Origin of the sequence: Hymenobacter radiodurans, from assembly GCF_004355185.1 — a bacterium.
Lineage (GTDB): Bacteria > Bacteroidota > Bacteroidia > Cytophagales > Hymenobacteraceae > Hymenobacter > Hymenobacter radiodurans.
The window spans coordinates 2,261,452-2,275,056 of the sequence record NZ_CP037922.1 but is presented as its reverse complement, the minus strand read 5'-3'; the positions used below and the strand labels follow the sequence as shown (position 1 = coordinate 2,275,056).

Here is a 13,605-nt window from a genome sequence, read left to right as displayed (position 1 = left end):
TGCGGCAGCCGCTTCCACCCGCTGACGGTCAGCGGCCAACGCAGTTTCGTATTGGCGATAAAAATCAGTGATCTGCTTGCGATTGCGCTGGGCATCAGGCCGATGCACCATATTGAGCAGGAATGCTGCTTGCGCTGCCAAGTCAAGCTGACTAAAGTCAGGGCCATGGGTGTCGACAACCAATTCCTCTTCGTCTTCGCCTTCGTGGGCCGTTGCGGCCTCGTGCGCTACTGCTGCCGATGCCGTAGCGGAAGTAGGCAGTGAAGCCACCATATCAGGAGCATTTTCCAGATCTTCAGCGGAATGAAGGGCAATGGTAGGGGCAGCTTCTACCTCCGGCTCCTGTGGGTCTGTAGCTTGTCCGGTTAAGGCTTCCGGCTCGGGCGTGATATCGGCTTGGGGGCATTTTGACTTGCTGAGTCATCGGCTGCACTTGTTACACTAGCCGGCATGGCCTCCGGGTCGGGTGTAATGGGCGCAGCAGCTTGCGTAGCGGATTCTACGCCCGGGTTCTGAAGTCCGTAATGGGCCTCTGCCCGAGCCAGCGGCTCAGATATTGGCTCCTGAGTTAAAGCAGCGCTCGGGGTTGCCGGGCTCGGAGCCTCGGCTTCAACCACGGCGGCGGATGCTTCAGCGGTACCAGCTCCCTGGGGGCATTTTCGATGGGTGGAGTACCTAAGGCTGGGCGTTCCGTAATTTCATCGGTAGACGTGGAAGGAGCCGCGGCAGTTGTTTCGGCCGGGATGTTCGCCGCTGGAGCAGGCACATCCGTGGGTGGCACAAGCTGCGCGGCAGGGTCTTCTTTGGCACGAATCTCGGCCAGACGGCGCTCCAGGATGCTCATCGGTGACTCCGAAGATTCGTCGGAGTGCAGGGGTCGGTGTTGGGATTATCAGGTAGCATAGTTCGAAGAAAAAGGCCGACGTTGAAAGAACGTTAACGCGGCAGTGGGGGCTAATTCAGGCGTGGATCTGTGGGATAATTAGATAAAATCCGGTACCGACCGCCTTTTTCGCGCAGAATAGACTGCCAAAAGGCATCAGTAGTCAAAGTAAAGACTTTCTCGGCAGCATTGGGGTGCACGATCCAAACATTTTCGCGCACTTCCTCCGCCAACTGGTCGGCCGTCCAGCCCGAATAGCCAGCATATAGACGCACATCATCCTCGCCAATCTCGCCGCTCAGCAATAAGCCCAGCAGCACCTCAAAGTCGCCTCCCCAGTACACATTATGCCCCAGTGATACCGCGTTTGGTACATCGGCGCGGCGGTGCAGATAGTGGAGCGTATCGGGCTGCACGGGCCCGCCCAGGCCCAAGGGCAGGCGGGCAGCGGGCAGCACATCGCCACCGGGCAGTTCCAGCACATCGCCCAGCAGCAGGTTGGTGCCTCGGTTGAGTACTAAACCGAACGAGCCTTCCTCGTCGGTATGGCGGCACAGCAGTACCACGCTGCGCTCGAAATTAGGATCGCCCAGGAAGGGCTGCGAAATTAATAGGCTTCCAGCTTTCATAGGTCAAGCTTCATTGTAGCATGCATTCAGTTTAATCAGCCTAACCTTGCAAACCGCTAAAATCCAGCGTACGCTACGATTCTGCAGGCTGCACCAGCTATGTAGAGTATGGTAATGGTACGTCGGGAGAATAGGCTTAGGTTCCCGGAAATAATACGGCCGCGCAAAATAGATAATGCCGCCGGTGAACAGTAGAACGGTGCGCAGCTCGATAAATGGTGAAGGTGCCCCAACTATTTTCTGAATAATTTGCGCCCTGTATCAAGTGCGTATTAATCTGCTAATGCCCCCTCTCCCCGCTTCACCCCTTGCGCGCGACCGTTCCTTTGATCCCTGGTTCGTGGGCAGCGTTCTGCTTCAGGTACTATTGCTGCTCATCGTTTTTCGCTCGCTTATTTTTAATCCTGGTGAATACCTGATTGTTACGCACTACGACGGCATCAAGAGCTACTTTTCCATTGCTTCCTTTTTGCGGCAGCCGCTGAGCGATGGCATGCTGGTGATGGGCCACAACTACCCATTTGGCGAGTACATGTACTATACAGATTGTACGCCCGTGCTGACTCAAAGTCTGCATGTACTCGTGCAGGCTTTTCCGGCGTTGGAGCCCTACGGCCTGTATTTGTATGATCTATTTATTCTGGGGGCTTGGCGCTCAGCACGTGGCTGCTGTACCGCATTATGCGTCCCTTGGGCTACCGGTCTGGTTGCTGGTGCTGCTGAGTGTGGCATTGCCCTGGCTGGGGCCGCAAACGATGCGCCTGCGCGTGGGCCACACTAGCTTATCTTACACCCCGGCCATCCTGTTCACCATCTGGGTGTTGCAACAGCTCTACTACGCTTGGGTGCAGAATAGGCCGGTGCGAAAATGGTTTATCATATTGCTGGGGGCATTATTGTGACCTCGTATTTTCACTTTTATTACCTAGGCATACTGGGAGTACTGGGGGGCTTTTTCTTCTTGTTTTGGATAGTAGAGAATGCCTTGGCCGGTAAGCCCTGGTTTCGGCTGGCACTATATGGCGGCCTGACCCTGGGAGCCGCGCTACTCATTACAGCCGGCTCGCTTATGCTACTGGACCCCCGCTACCACGAGCGGCCCGTGTCTAGCAGTGGCTATGGTGTGCTAGAATGGAAATTCCAGTTTGGAGCTTTCTTCCGGGGCTATTCCTTCAACCAGCTGCGGTTTCCGCTGGAGCGCACGGCCGATGTTCCGTATGAGTCGGTGGCTTATCTCGGCGGCTTTGTACTGTACGGGCTGTTGGTTACGCTGGCGCTGGCTGCATTGCGGCGCCTCCCGTCGGTGCAGCTTATTGACACTGACCACGGCCGCTTCCTACGCTTGTTTTTACTGGCTAGCATCCCAATGGCCTTTATTGCCCTGGGCGAAACCTATGATTTGGATAACGGCGCCTACGTATTCAACAACTACTTAAATCCGTTTTTCTGGCTGCACAAGCTCACCGATCGGGTTACTCAGTTCCGAGCCTTGGGCCGTTTTGTTTGGCCTTTCTGGTGGGCTTTCGTGCTGGGCTTTAGCTATTATATAGCGCGATGGTGGCAGCATCGCACACTGCGTTGGGTGCTGGTGGCACTCTCCCTGCTTCTGGTGCTGGACACCCGCGATGCCATGCGCTTCTACCGCACCAATACCCAGTTGCCTAATATCCTCACAGCCAATGCGCCCACGCTGCCCATGCAGCAGCTCACGGGGTGGCTCGACCTCAAAAATTATCAGGCCATCCTGCCTCTGCCTTACTTCAACTCCGGCTCGGAGGAGGAAGGATATCGCTTGACCATCGACCCCGACGAGGTCCAGAATAATAACACCTACCAGCTTTCCATGGTTACAAGGCTGCCGTTGATGTCGAACAAGACTGCCCGCCTGCCCGCTCATCTAGCCCAAAAGCTGTATTCGGTAGTGAGTCCCGGCGGTCCTGACCCAGAGGTGCTGGCGCTCATGGACCGCCGCCCGGTGCTCGTATTTCTGGATAGCGCATACTACAATGGGCAGAACAACTTTTACCGCGAGACGCTGGCCACCAAGCCCGAAAAGCTGGCCATCTTCGAGCGTAGTGCTGACTTTATTCGCGAGCAACATCTACAATTACTGCACCGGCAGGGCAATTGGTTGCTTTATGCTTGGTATCCCAAGGGCCGTTAACGCTCTTTAAATCCTCCTTCCATGACTGACCAGCAACTGGCCGACCTGCGCAAAACCTACGCGCAACGCACCCTCACCGAAGCCGATGTGCTCCCCGACGCCGTGCGTCAGTTTCGGGCGTGGCTAGATGAGGCTATCGCTGCCCACCTCGATGAGCCTACGGCCATGACGCTGGCCACCGTCGGCGCCGATGGCCAGCCTACCACGCGCGTGGTGCTCCTCAAAGGCCTCCCCGACGATGCTGGGTTTCTATTTTACACCAACTACGATAGTCGCAAAGGGCACGAATTAACCACGCATCCACAGGCTGCCCTGAACTTCTTCTGGCCTGGCTTAGAGCGCCAAGTACGGGTGGAAGGAAGCGTAGAAAAAGCCCCCCAGGAGTTATCGGACCAGTATTTCCAGAGTCGCCCGCGCGCTAGCCAGGTAGGCGCCTGGGCCTCGCCGCAAAGTCAGGTGATCGGGAGCCGGGAAGAGCTGGAGCAGCGAGAGCAGGCAATAGAGCAACGCTTTGCGAATGAAAATCCGCTGCCGCGCCCACCGCATTGGGGGGCTTTATTTTGCGTCCGCACCGTGTAGAGTTCTGGCAGGGTCGCCCCAGCCGCCTCCATGACCGCATTGTGTACGAGAAGGTTGGCGATGAGTGGAAGCGTAGCCGCTTAGCTCCTTGAACTAAAATCATACAGTCAAACGGCGACTACTACCTTTACTGCCTCATTTCTACCTTTTTCGAGTGGCTGAAATTCAACCCGTGCGCGGCTGGCGCTACAATCCGCAGTTAAGTCAGCATATTGATGATTACGTATCGCCGCTGTTTGATGTAGTGTCGGCGAAGCAGCGGGAGGCGCTGTACCGCAACCCGTTAAACAGCATTCATTTATCGGTGCCACGAGGCGAGGACGCCGCCGCCGAGGCGGAGCGGCGGCTGGCGGAATGGCAGGCAAAGGGCGTGCTGTGCCAGGATGAGTTGCCGGGTATTTATGCGTATTATCAGTATTTCCGGTTGCCGGGTAGTAGTCAGGAATATTGCCGTAAAGGGTTCATGTGCCATATCCGGGCGTATGATTGGAGCGATGAGGTAGTATTGCGTCACGAAAACACTTTGCCCGCGGCCGTAAATGACCGCGCCGAGCTGCTGGCCCGCACCGAGTTCCAGACCAGTGCCACCCACGGACTCTACCGCGACGAAGATTTTGAGCTGGAGCACTACCTCGACGAGGCCATGCGCGACCCGCTATATCAGACCGAAGAAGACTATCAAGGTGCCCGCGATGTGCTGGCGGTCATTCAGGATGCGGCTATTATTCGACGATTTCAGGAAATACTGGAAACCCGGCAGGTAATTCTGGCCGATGGCCACCACCGCTACGAAGGCAGCCTGGCTTACCGGCAGGCTCGCCTGGCAGCCGACCCGCAGGCCACGGGCAAAGAACCGTGGAATTATCATCTGATGTACCTGACCAACTCGGCGGCCAACGACCTGCGCATTCTGCCTACCCACCGCTTGCTGCTGGAGATGCCCAATGGTCTGAGCGACGAGGAATTCATGACCCGCCTCGAACCCTATTTCACCATTCTACCCAAGGATGACGCTTACGATTTGCCCGAAATCATTGCCGGCAAACCGTGGGCCTTTGGCCTGTATCTGGGGGGCAATTCTTATAAAATTCGGCTGCGGCCCGAGGTGCATTCGCAACTTACGTGGGATACCACGCCCGAAGTGAAAGCTCTGGACCTCACTGTATTACATTACTTCGTACTGGAGCGCGTGCTGGGCATTGTGGGCCCCGATGCGCAGCGCTCGTGGGCGGGAATTGCGTACGTGCGCAACTTCACCGAGTGCCTTACCCGCGTCGACCGCGGTGAGGCGCGTGCTGCCTTCATAACCAACGAAGTAACCATGGCCGAGGTAGAGCGCGTGTGCCATAGCGGGGCCGTAATGCCTCCCAAGTCCACTTTCTTTTATCCCAAAACCATCGGTGGTTTCCTGTTCACTTCTATTCACGACGAGGAATCAGACCACCCGTTTCAGGTATGAGTGTAGTCACCAAACTAGTCCTAGCGTCTAACTCGCCGCGCCGTCGTCAACTGCTCACCGATCTGGGGCTGAACTACGAAATTCGCCTGCGGGAAGTAGACGAAACCTACCCCTCGCATCTGCATCGTGGCGAGGTTGCCGAATATCTAGCTGCACACAAAGCCGCCACCTACGCCCCCGATTTAGCCCCCCACGAGGTGGTACTCACCGCCGACACCATCGTCTGTCTGGAGGATGATGTGCTGAACAAGCCCGCGGACGAGGCCGAAGCCAAACAGATGCTCACGCGCCTGCAGGGCCGCGCCCACGATGTATTTACGGGCGTCTGTTTGCTCACCGGTGACGGCCAGCGCACTGTTTTCTCCGACCAGACCCGCGTTCATTTCCGTGCTCTCTCCCCTGCCGAAATCGAGTTTTACGTGCGCAACTTTAGTCCCCTAGACAAAGCCGGGGCTTACGGCGCTCAGGATTGGGTAGGCATGGTGGGTGTCACGCGGCTGGAAGGTTCCTACTTCAACGTCATGGGCCTGCCCGTACATCGGGTATGGGAAGAACTAGCGAAACTGGGGGTAGTATCCGTTTAATTTTCCTAGCACGCGGACTTACTTTGGCTGCGGCCCCTGGCCTACCCGAGCATAGGCGTAAGCGCCAATTTCTTGGGCTGTATGATAGGTATCGAGGCCGGAAACGCAAGCGCTGCCAGCACCATTCAGGTTCAGCGAGCCATCAGCAGCCAGCAAGTCGCCGGGCAGGTAGATTTCTTCTATTTTGCCCACGAGCAAGGTAGTTCCGGTGGCCTTTACGGGTATTTCCTCGACCAGTCGCAGCCCCATTTTTATCTGGCTTTCGCGGACGTATGGCGCCGGAAAGTTGTCCAGAAATTCAGCTCCCAGTCCACATATCTCAAACTCCGATTCGTCCTCCGGGAAAGGAGCTGACGTGTAGTGGGCGGCCGCCGTGAAGTCGGCGTGTACGTGGTTGATGGTGTAGCAGCCGCTGGCCTTGATATTGTCGTAGGTGTGGCGCGCCACGCTGGTAGGACGGGTAAAAATACCGATGTAGGGCGGATTGGAGCCCAAATGCACTACGGAACTGTACATCGCCAAATTGGTGCGCCCATCAAGGCCCGCCGTCCCAACGAGGTTAGCGGGCTTGTAGCCCGTAATAGAATTAATCAGATTAAGACGGAAAATCTTTTCCATCGTTTCAATATCCTGGGCTTGAATGCGCTTCATGTAATGCTGGTTGGCGTGTAATCTCAGTGATGAAATGATCCCAAAAACAATTAGATACATAACCGCTAAAAGCCGCATTCGGCATGCTTAAGTATTTAAATTGTTTGAGCAGACAATTTATGAGACACACTGCGAAGCTTCTCAGAGATGATACAGAATAAGTGAAGCCGACCCTTCGGCGGCTACACCGTCGTGCAGATGACATTGCATTTGTATCGGAGATGGCAAAGCACGTATAACAAAATCTGTCACTCCTCGCCTGATGAATGCTTCCTCAGCCCACGACTTACTTCGGACTCATTTGCAGGCGCGCGTAGCCCTAACCAACGCGGAGTTCGCCATTTTCGCGAACCACCTGCATCCCTTATCCCTTGACAAGCGGCAGCACCTTCTGATTTCGGGCGACAAGTGCTCTCATTTGGCCTTTGTAACTCAGGGGTGTTTACGCAGCTATTCCATCAACGCACAGGGGCAGGAACACACACTGCAGTTTGCGCCCGAAGATTGGTGGGTGTCAGACCTTTACAGCCTGCTGACCCAGCAACCCAGCACGATGAACATTGACGCGCTGGAAGATTCGCAGATGATGCTGCTTTCGCAGGCAGATTTGGAAACCGTGTACGCACAATGCCCCATATTTGAGCGGTATTTCCGGCTGCTGATGCAAGGCCGTTACGTAGCTCTGCAGGAGCGCGTCAATGCGTCGCTGAGCCAGACGGCGGCCGAAAAGTACCAGCACTTCCTCCGCAAGTACCCCAGCATTGCCCAGCGCGTGCCCCAGCATTTTATTGCTTCGTATCTGGGCATCACCCCCGAATCACTGAGCCGGGTGCGGCGGCAAACCCAACTGGGAAAATAGGATTCGGTGAGTTGCTAGGGAAAGGTCAGCGTGTTTCGTATTGGCGGCTTTATAGGCTGCAATGGGCACACATACCAGTTCAGCAGGAAACTTCATCGTGCCTGCACGGGCTATGGGTTATAATGCAGGACCCACAGGCGAAGTAGGAGCAGCAGTGTTTTCTTATCATAGGATAATGCGCGGAGGTATGTGAAGGACGGACCTTTGTCTTGTTCTCACCATTAAACGCCTTGTCAGCAAGGGGTTTCTACCTAATCCGCTATGACCTCCACCCTGCTTGCCTACTCCTCATTACCTATTGAGCGCATCGGCCACCACCCCGCCCAGCAGCTACCAACCGCTATTAGCCTGGGCACCGTGCACCTCACCGTGGCCAGTCTGAATCGATCTTTGAACTTTTACCAAGGTGTGCTCGGGTTTCACCTACTGCGTCATACGCCGGGCGCTGAGGGGCAGTCTGCCATGGCCGAGTTAGGTGTGGCGGGCAGCAGCCAAGTTCTAGTGGCACTGCATGAGCAGGTGGGCGCACGCCCCGTGCCGCGGCGCGGCCGGTTAGGCATCTACCACTTCGCGCTCCTACTGCCTTCCCGGGCCGAACTGGGCCGATTTCTACGGTACGTCCGGACGCAGGGCGTGCCCATTGGCTCCTCCGACCATATATACAGCGAAGCCACATACCTAGTAGACCCGGACGGCTTCACGGTGGAAGTGTACCGCGACCGCCCTCGTAGCGAGTGGCTCGTGAGCGCGGAAGGCGAAATCCAGTCCGCTCTCGATCCACTCGATGTGGCCGGTGTGTTGCAGGCCGCCGAAGATGAGCCGTGGCAGGGTCTACCGAAAGGCACAACCATGGGCCACCTACACTTCTACGTGGGTAATCTGCCAGAGGCCGCGGCCTTTTACCACCAGGCGTTGGGACTAGATATTGTAACCTGGAGCCTGTCCGGCGCTTTGTTTCTGTCAACCGGCGGGTATCATCACCAGCTAGCGCTGAATGAGTGGGCTGCCGGCGCACCGGTCGCCACCGACGAGGACGCACGGCTCCTGAAGTGGGAGTTGTGGCTCCCCGATGATAGTTCCAGAAAGGCGGCGGCTACGCGCTTGCAGCAGGCTGGCTACTCCCTGGCGCCAACTCCCGAAGGCCCGGTAACAACAGACCCGTGGGGCATTCGTGTCCTGCTGCGCACTGAGGAACCGGTTCGGCCATAAGTAGAATCAATCACTGGAACTGCCTTCTTTTTCTCTGCGTGTTACGCAAACAACTTCATGACCTTCGCTACCGCGTCGCAGTCACCACTGCTAACCGATTTATCCTTGGCCTACCGGTTGCTGAACCCAGCCCAGATTACTGGCGCCCGGCGACTACTGCTTTTGCTGCACGGAGTAGGCGGCAATGAGTTGAACTTGTTGTCAGTAGGCGAGCAGTTGGCCGACGCACAGACCCTGGTGCTGTTGGTGCGTGCCCCGCTGGAGTTTGGCACTGGGTTCGGTTTCTATCAAGTCGAATTTTCCTCGGGCAAACCTATCTTCAACCAAGCCCAACAGCTAGCTGGCCAGCAATTGCTGCTTCGCTTTCTGGGTGAAGCCACGGCCCGCTATGGTACCCCTGCCGGCCAAGTGTACCTGCTGGGCTTTAGTCAGGGGCAATTATGGCCTTTGATTTGGCCTTGGCTTACCCTTCTAAGATACGGGGCGTGCTGGCCTTTAGCGGGCGCCTGCTCAACGAGTCGCGCAAGCACCATGCCCCAGCATCGGAGGTGCAGCAAGTACAGTTTTTCCTTAGCCACGGCCGCTACGATGACAAGCTACCTGCTTTTCACGCCGACGAGGCTCTAAGCTTTTTACGAACGCTGGGCATCCTTCCGCACTATGAAGTCTTTGAGGGTGGACACGAGATATCGATGAGCAGTTTGGTTGCAGCCCGCCAATGGCTGACAAAGCAACCTTAGGCGACACACACTTTAACGAATTCTCAATCCTGCTAAATACTATAGGTAAGTACCTAAAATTATTTTCACTTACAAAGAACTATGTACGTACATTAAATGTATGTACATATAAAAATACATAATATTCTTCCTCTCAGAAATCTAGGCCAGCAACCCATTAACTCCATCATAAAATCATGAAAAAGCTCCTCTCATCCCTCGTATTTGCCGCTACCATACTATCGACTCCCGTACAGGCAGCCAACGGCTTAGTCACCAGCAAACCGGCCACTGCCAAAGCCGTTGCGGAAATCTACCAAGTACAGCCGCAGTTGAGTTCGCTCGGCTGGACGGGCAAGAAAGTTGGTGGCCAGCACAGCGGAACCATAAATCTGAAAGAAGGCACTGTGCAAGTGAAGGGTACCCAGTTGGTGGGCGGTACGTTCGTTGTGGATATGACCTCCCTAAAGAACACAGACCTCACTGATGCCGATTACAACGCCAAACTAGTTGGTCACCTCAAGTCGGATGACTTCTTTGGTGTGGAAAAATACTCTACGGCTACCTTCGTCATCACCAGTGTCAAGCCGCTGAAGGGTAACGCCGACGGTAACAACGCCATTGTTACGGGTAATTTGACCATTAAAGGCAAAACCAACCTCATCAGCTTTCCAGCCAAAGTAGGCGTGAAAAACGGTGTGGCAGCCGCTTCGGGCGTAGCCACGGTAAACCGCACCAAGTACGATGTCAAATTCGGCTCTACCCTATTTGGCACTGCGGCCGACAAAGCTATTGATGATACGTTTACGCTGAGCTTTAACATAATCGCCAAAGCCAAAGGTGTAGCCACCCGTTAAGGCTTCAAACCTCCCGCTTAGGCCAACGGCTCTCCCCAATTCAGGGAGAGCCGTTAGTGTTCCTTCTGTTCACTTGCACTCATACTACGGGGAAATACCCCAATAAAGAACCCCTATGGAAATTGGCATTGATAGTTTCGCGGCACTACTGCTCAGCAACAGCACCGGCAAAACGCCGACTGGGGTGGAAGCCATGAGCCAATTGCTCGACCGTATTGCATACGCCGATCAGGTAGGCCTCGATGTATTTGGTATGGGCGAGCACCATCGCTCCGAATATTTGGACTCTGCCCCCGCCGTTATTCTGGCCGCTGCGGCTGCTCGCACCAAGCGCATCCGCCTGACCAGCGCTGTGACGGTACTCAGTGCGGCCGATCCAGTGCGCGTATTTCAGGAATACGCCACCCTAGATTTAATTTCCCAAGGCCGGGCGGAGTTGGTAGTGGGTCGCGGCTCCTCCATTGAAGCGTTCCCCCTATTTGGCTTTGACCTCGACGATTACGATGCATTGTTTGCTGAAAAGCTGGATCTCCTGCTTCAGGTGCGCGACCAACAGCGCGTGACGTGGTCAGGCAAGTTCCGGCCGGCCCTCACGGGTCAGGGAATTTACCCGCGGCCCGCGCAGCCCCAGCTGCCCATCTGGCTGGGCGTGGGCGGCACCCCGGCCTCATTCGTGCGGGGCGGTCAGTTGGGGCTACCGCTGATGGTGGCCATCATTGGCGGCGATACGCACCGCTTCCGGCCCCTAGTGGACCTATACCGGGAAGCCGGTCGCCGAGCCGGGCACTCGCCCGAAACGTTAAAAGTGGGTCTACACTCGCTCGGCTACGTGGCCGAAACCACTGAACAGGCGCACGAAGAATTTTTTCCCGGCTATGCCCGCACCTTCACAGCGCGTGCCAGGGAGCGTGGCGGCTCCCCGGTGACAAGGGCTCAATTTGATGCCCAAACTGGCCCGCAGGGGGCGCTGCTGGTGGGTAGCCCCGAGGAAGTAGCAGCCAAGATTCTTCGCCACAGCGAGGCACTGGGGGGCATTTCGCGGGTCACCTTCCAGCAGGATGTTGCCGCTCAAAGTCACGATAAAGTATTACAATCCATTGAGTTACTTGGCACCCGGGTAGCCCCCTTGCTGCGCAAAGCCAAACAGGCAGTTCACGCCTGATAACTGGTATTTGCGGCGCTCTGGTTAAATGAATTTACCTATTGGTGGGCGCTTTATAGGCCCTTGTCGGTTCTGGTTACGTAGTATCTGACCAGGCCGATAAGGACCTATTTTATGCCACTCGTACTCTTTCTATGACTCTACGTCCATACCACGCCCTAGTGGGCGGCAGCACGCAGGGCATCGGCCGAGCCACCGCTGAGGCACTGGCCGAGGCTGGTGCCACCGTTACGCTCTTCGCCCGCGACGAGGCCCGACTGCGGACAGTAGCCGCTGCTCTGCCCACTCCAGCCCAGCAGCAGCACAATTTTTTGGTGGCCGACTTCGCCCAGCCAGCCAAAGTAGCCGAAGTCGTGGCGGGCTACCTAGCCACGCACCCGCATGGCTTCCAGATTTTGGTTAACAATACTGGTGGGCCACCGGCCGGGCCACTGCTGACGGCCACTCCCGCCGAATTTGAAGCAGCCTTTGCCCAGCACGTACTCTGCAATCAGCTTCTGGCGCAGGCACTGGTGCCAGGCATGGTGGCGGGCGGCTACGGGCGAATCATCAATATTATCAGCACGTCGGTTAAGATACCCCTAGCGGGGCTAGGGGTAAGCAACACTATTCGGGGTGCCGTGGCCAGTTGGGCCAAAACCTTGGCAAATGAGGTAGCCGGGCAAGGCATTACGGTGAACAATATCCTGCCTGGCGCAATTGTGACGCAACGCCACGAGTCGCTCATTGCACAGAGAATGAGCAATACGGGCCAAACAAAAGAACAAGTGGAGGCCGCCATGCTCCAGCAGATTCCAGCCCACCGTTTTGGCCAGGCCAGCGAGCTGGCCGCGGTGGTAACCTTTCTTGCGTCACCGGCGGCAGGCTATATCACGGGCACCAGCCTACCCGTTGATGGCGGGCGCACAGGCAGTCTATAATCAAGGTCGGCGTACCTTACAACTTCGCTGTAGGCTAGGCCGCGAAGCACTTGGCCCGAACATGGTGCTACCCACGTTCTGGCGCCCTTGGTGGCCGCACAGTAGCTACGCTGGGGCAGTAGGGACTTGCCATCGAGCGGGTCGTAATTACTGGCGATAAGCACCTTGGGGGCATTTTAAACCCGAATAGGCGGCAGCGACCAGCCTTTCTTCATAGCTAGTAGTCGAAAGCCCGTAATCACCCCCACCGACAGTAAAAAAGTAAGGGTTGGGTCCAGATGCAAGCGCAAGGCCAGAATATACAGTACAGCACCGGTCAGGCACGGGGTGGCGTACAGCTGCCGCTCAAAGACCAGCGGCATCTCGTTGGCCAGTGTATCGCGAATGACGCCACCAAATAGCGCAGAGACGATGCCCAGCAAGACCGCAGCCCATGGATTGACGCCCACATTCAGCGCTTTTTCCAGACCCAGAATGGTGAAAATACCGATACCCAGCGTGTCGAATACCAGTAAAGGGCGCTGCAAAATGCCCAGCCACCAGCGGCGGCAGGCAACGGCAATCAGGACGCTGGCCGTAATAACGAACAGATAGTTGACGTCGCTGATCCAGACCACGGGGTACGCCTGGATGATGACATCGCGTAGCGTTCCGCCCCCGACCGCGGTGACAAAGGCGAAGATGAATAGTGTGAGCACGTCGTGATCTTTCTTCTTGTGTAACGCGGCCAACGTCCCCGATATGGCAAAAACGCCGGTCCCGATTAAATCCGTCACATAAATTACATCCATGGAAGTCTGGCCTAAATGATGGCTTGGTAAAGACGCTACATAATCACTTCCTGGCCGCCCCAAGCCATAAAGTAACCAATGAGCAAGATAGCGCGGAGCCTCGCAACTTGTGGGCCGCGGTTGGGACAATAGGTTTGAT

16 protein-coding genes are annotated in these 13,605 nt (G+C 56.2%); 12 read left to right on the top strand and 4 right to left on the bottom strand.

Translation table 11 applies throughout. The features are described 5' to 3' along the window. Window positions 1-568 precede the first annotated feature (568 nt). Together EPD59_RS10670 and EPD59_RS10665 are read right to left on the bottom strand one after the other, a co-directional pair. Window positions 569-844 carry a hypothetical protein gene (locus tag EPD59_RS10670; protein WP_133272770.1) on the bottom strand — a complete coding sequence of 92 codons (276 nt, stop codon included), beginning with the start codon at window positions 842-844 and terminating at the stop codon, window positions 569-571. 110 nt (window positions 845-954) lie between these two features. Beyond that, a complete protein-coding gene (locus tag EPD59_RS10665; protein ID WP_133272769.1) occupies window positions 955-1,512 on the bottom strand; it encodes a YqgE/AlgH family protein in 558 nt (185 codons plus the stop codon). A gap of 283 nt (window positions 1,513-1,795) precedes the next feature. Here EPD59_RS10665 and EPD59_RS10660 point away from each other — a divergent pair, with 283 nt between their 5' ends. The 6 genes from EPD59_RS10660 (at window position 1,796) to EPD59_RS10640 (ending at window position 6,298) form a co-directional block, all read left to right on the top strand. Then, window positions 1,796-2,293 carry a hypothetical protein gene (locus tag EPD59_RS10660; protein WP_133272768.1) on the top strand — a complete coding sequence of 166 codons (498 nt, stop codon included), beginning with the start codon at window positions 1,796-1,798 and terminating at the stop codon, window positions 2,291-2,293. An 87-nt stretch (window positions 2,294-2,380) separates the two neighbouring features. Beyond that, the gene (locus EPD59_RS10655) at window positions 2,381-3,676 is read left to right on the top strand and encodes a hypothetical protein (RefSeq protein WP_133272767.1); all 1,296 of its coding nucleotides are present in this window, start codon (window positions 2,381-2,383) and stop codon (window positions 3,674-3,676) included. Between the two features lie 21 nt (window positions 3,677-3,697). Next, window positions 3,698-4,255 (top strand): pyridoxamine 5'-phosphate oxidase, encoded by a 558-nt coding sequence (pdxH, locus tag EPD59_RS10650; RefSeq protein ID WP_394347221.1) that lies wholly within the window; start codon window positions 3,698-3,700, stop codon window positions 4,253-4,255. Continuing rightward, on the top strand, window positions 4,222-4,347 hold the full coding sequence (locus EPD59_RS24110; protein ID WP_394347220.1) for a pyridoxine 5'-phosphate oxidase C-terminal domain-containing protein: 126 nt from the start codon (window positions 4,222-4,224) through the stop codon (window positions 4,345-4,347). The genes pdxH and EPD59_RS24110 overlap by 34 nt, the downstream gene beginning before the upstream one ends. Window positions 4,348-4,409: 62 nt before the next feature. Beyond that, a complete protein-coding gene (locus EPD59_RS10645) occupies window positions 4,410-5,714 on the top strand; it encodes a DUF1015 domain-containing protein (protein ID WP_133272766.1) in 1,305 nt (434 codons plus the stop codon). Beyond that, complete coding sequence (locus EPD59_RS10640) at window positions 5,711-6,298, top strand: Maf family nucleotide pyrophosphatase (RefSeq protein ID WP_133272765.1); 588 nt, start codon at window positions 5,711-5,713, stop codon at window positions 6,296-6,298. Before EPD59_RS10645 ends, EPD59_RS10640 begins: the two co-directional genes overlap by 4 nt. A gap of 18 nt (window positions 6,299-6,316) precedes the next feature. Here the strand turns inward: EPD59_RS10640 and EPD59_RS10635 are convergent, their stop codons facing one another. Continuing rightward, window positions 6,317-6,949 (bottom strand): flavin reductase family protein, encoded by a 633-nt coding sequence (locus tag EPD59_RS10635; protein WP_133272764.1) that lies wholly within the window; start codon window positions 6,947-6,949, stop codon window positions 6,317-6,319. Window positions 6,950-7,211: 262 nt separating this feature from the next. Here EPD59_RS10635 and EPD59_RS10630 point away from each other — a divergent pair, with 262 nt between their 5' ends. From EPD59_RS10630 to EPD59_RS10605, 6 genes are all read left to right on the top strand, one after another. Beyond that, window positions 7,212-7,808 carry a Crp/Fnr family transcriptional regulator gene (locus EPD59_RS10630; RefSeq protein ID WP_133272763.1) on the top strand — a complete coding sequence of 199 codons (597 nt, stop codon included), beginning with the start codon at window positions 7,212-7,214 and terminating at the stop codon, window positions 7,806-7,808. A gap of 261 nt (window positions 7,809-8,069) precedes the next feature. Further along, the gene (locus EPD59_RS10625) at window positions 8,070-9,017 is read left to right on the top strand and encodes a VOC family protein (RefSeq protein ID WP_133272762.1); all 948 of its coding nucleotides are present in this window, start codon (window positions 8,070-8,072) and stop codon (window positions 9,015-9,017) included. Window positions 9,018-9,457: 440 nt separating this feature from the next. Next, window positions 9,458-9,757, top strand: a complete 300-nt coding sequence (locus EPD59_RS24105) for an alpha/beta hydrolase (RefSeq protein ID WP_133272761.1) — start codon at window positions 9,458-9,460, stop codon at window positions 9,755-9,757. Between the two features lie 176 nt (window positions 9,758-9,933). Further along, on the top strand, window positions 9,934-10,593 hold the full coding sequence (locus tag EPD59_RS10615) for a YceI family protein (protein ID WP_133272760.1): 660 nt from the start codon (window positions 9,934-9,936) through the stop codon (window positions 10,591-10,593). Window positions 10,594-10,708: 115 nt separating this feature from the next. After that, window positions 10,709-11,755: an LLM class flavin-dependent oxidoreductase gene (locus tag EPD59_RS10610; protein WP_133272759.1), complete on the top strand. Its 1,047-nt coding sequence runs from the start codon at window positions 10,709-10,711 to the stop codon at window positions 11,753-11,755. 134 nt (window positions 11,756-11,889) lie between these two features. Then, a complete protein-coding gene (locus EPD59_RS10605; protein ID WP_133272758.1) occupies window positions 11,890-12,675 on the top strand; it encodes an SDR family oxidoreductase in 786 nt (261 codons plus the stop codon). 176 nt (window positions 12,676-12,851) lie between these two features. Here EPD59_RS10605 and EPD59_RS10600 read toward each other — a convergent pair whose 3' ends face one another. Further along, window positions 12,852-13,466 (bottom strand): trimeric intracellular cation channel family protein, encoded by a 615-nt coding sequence (locus tag EPD59_RS10600; protein ID WP_133272757.1) that lies wholly within the window; start codon window positions 13,464-13,466, stop codon window positions 12,852-12,854. Window positions 13,467-13,605 lie beyond the last annotated feature (139 nt).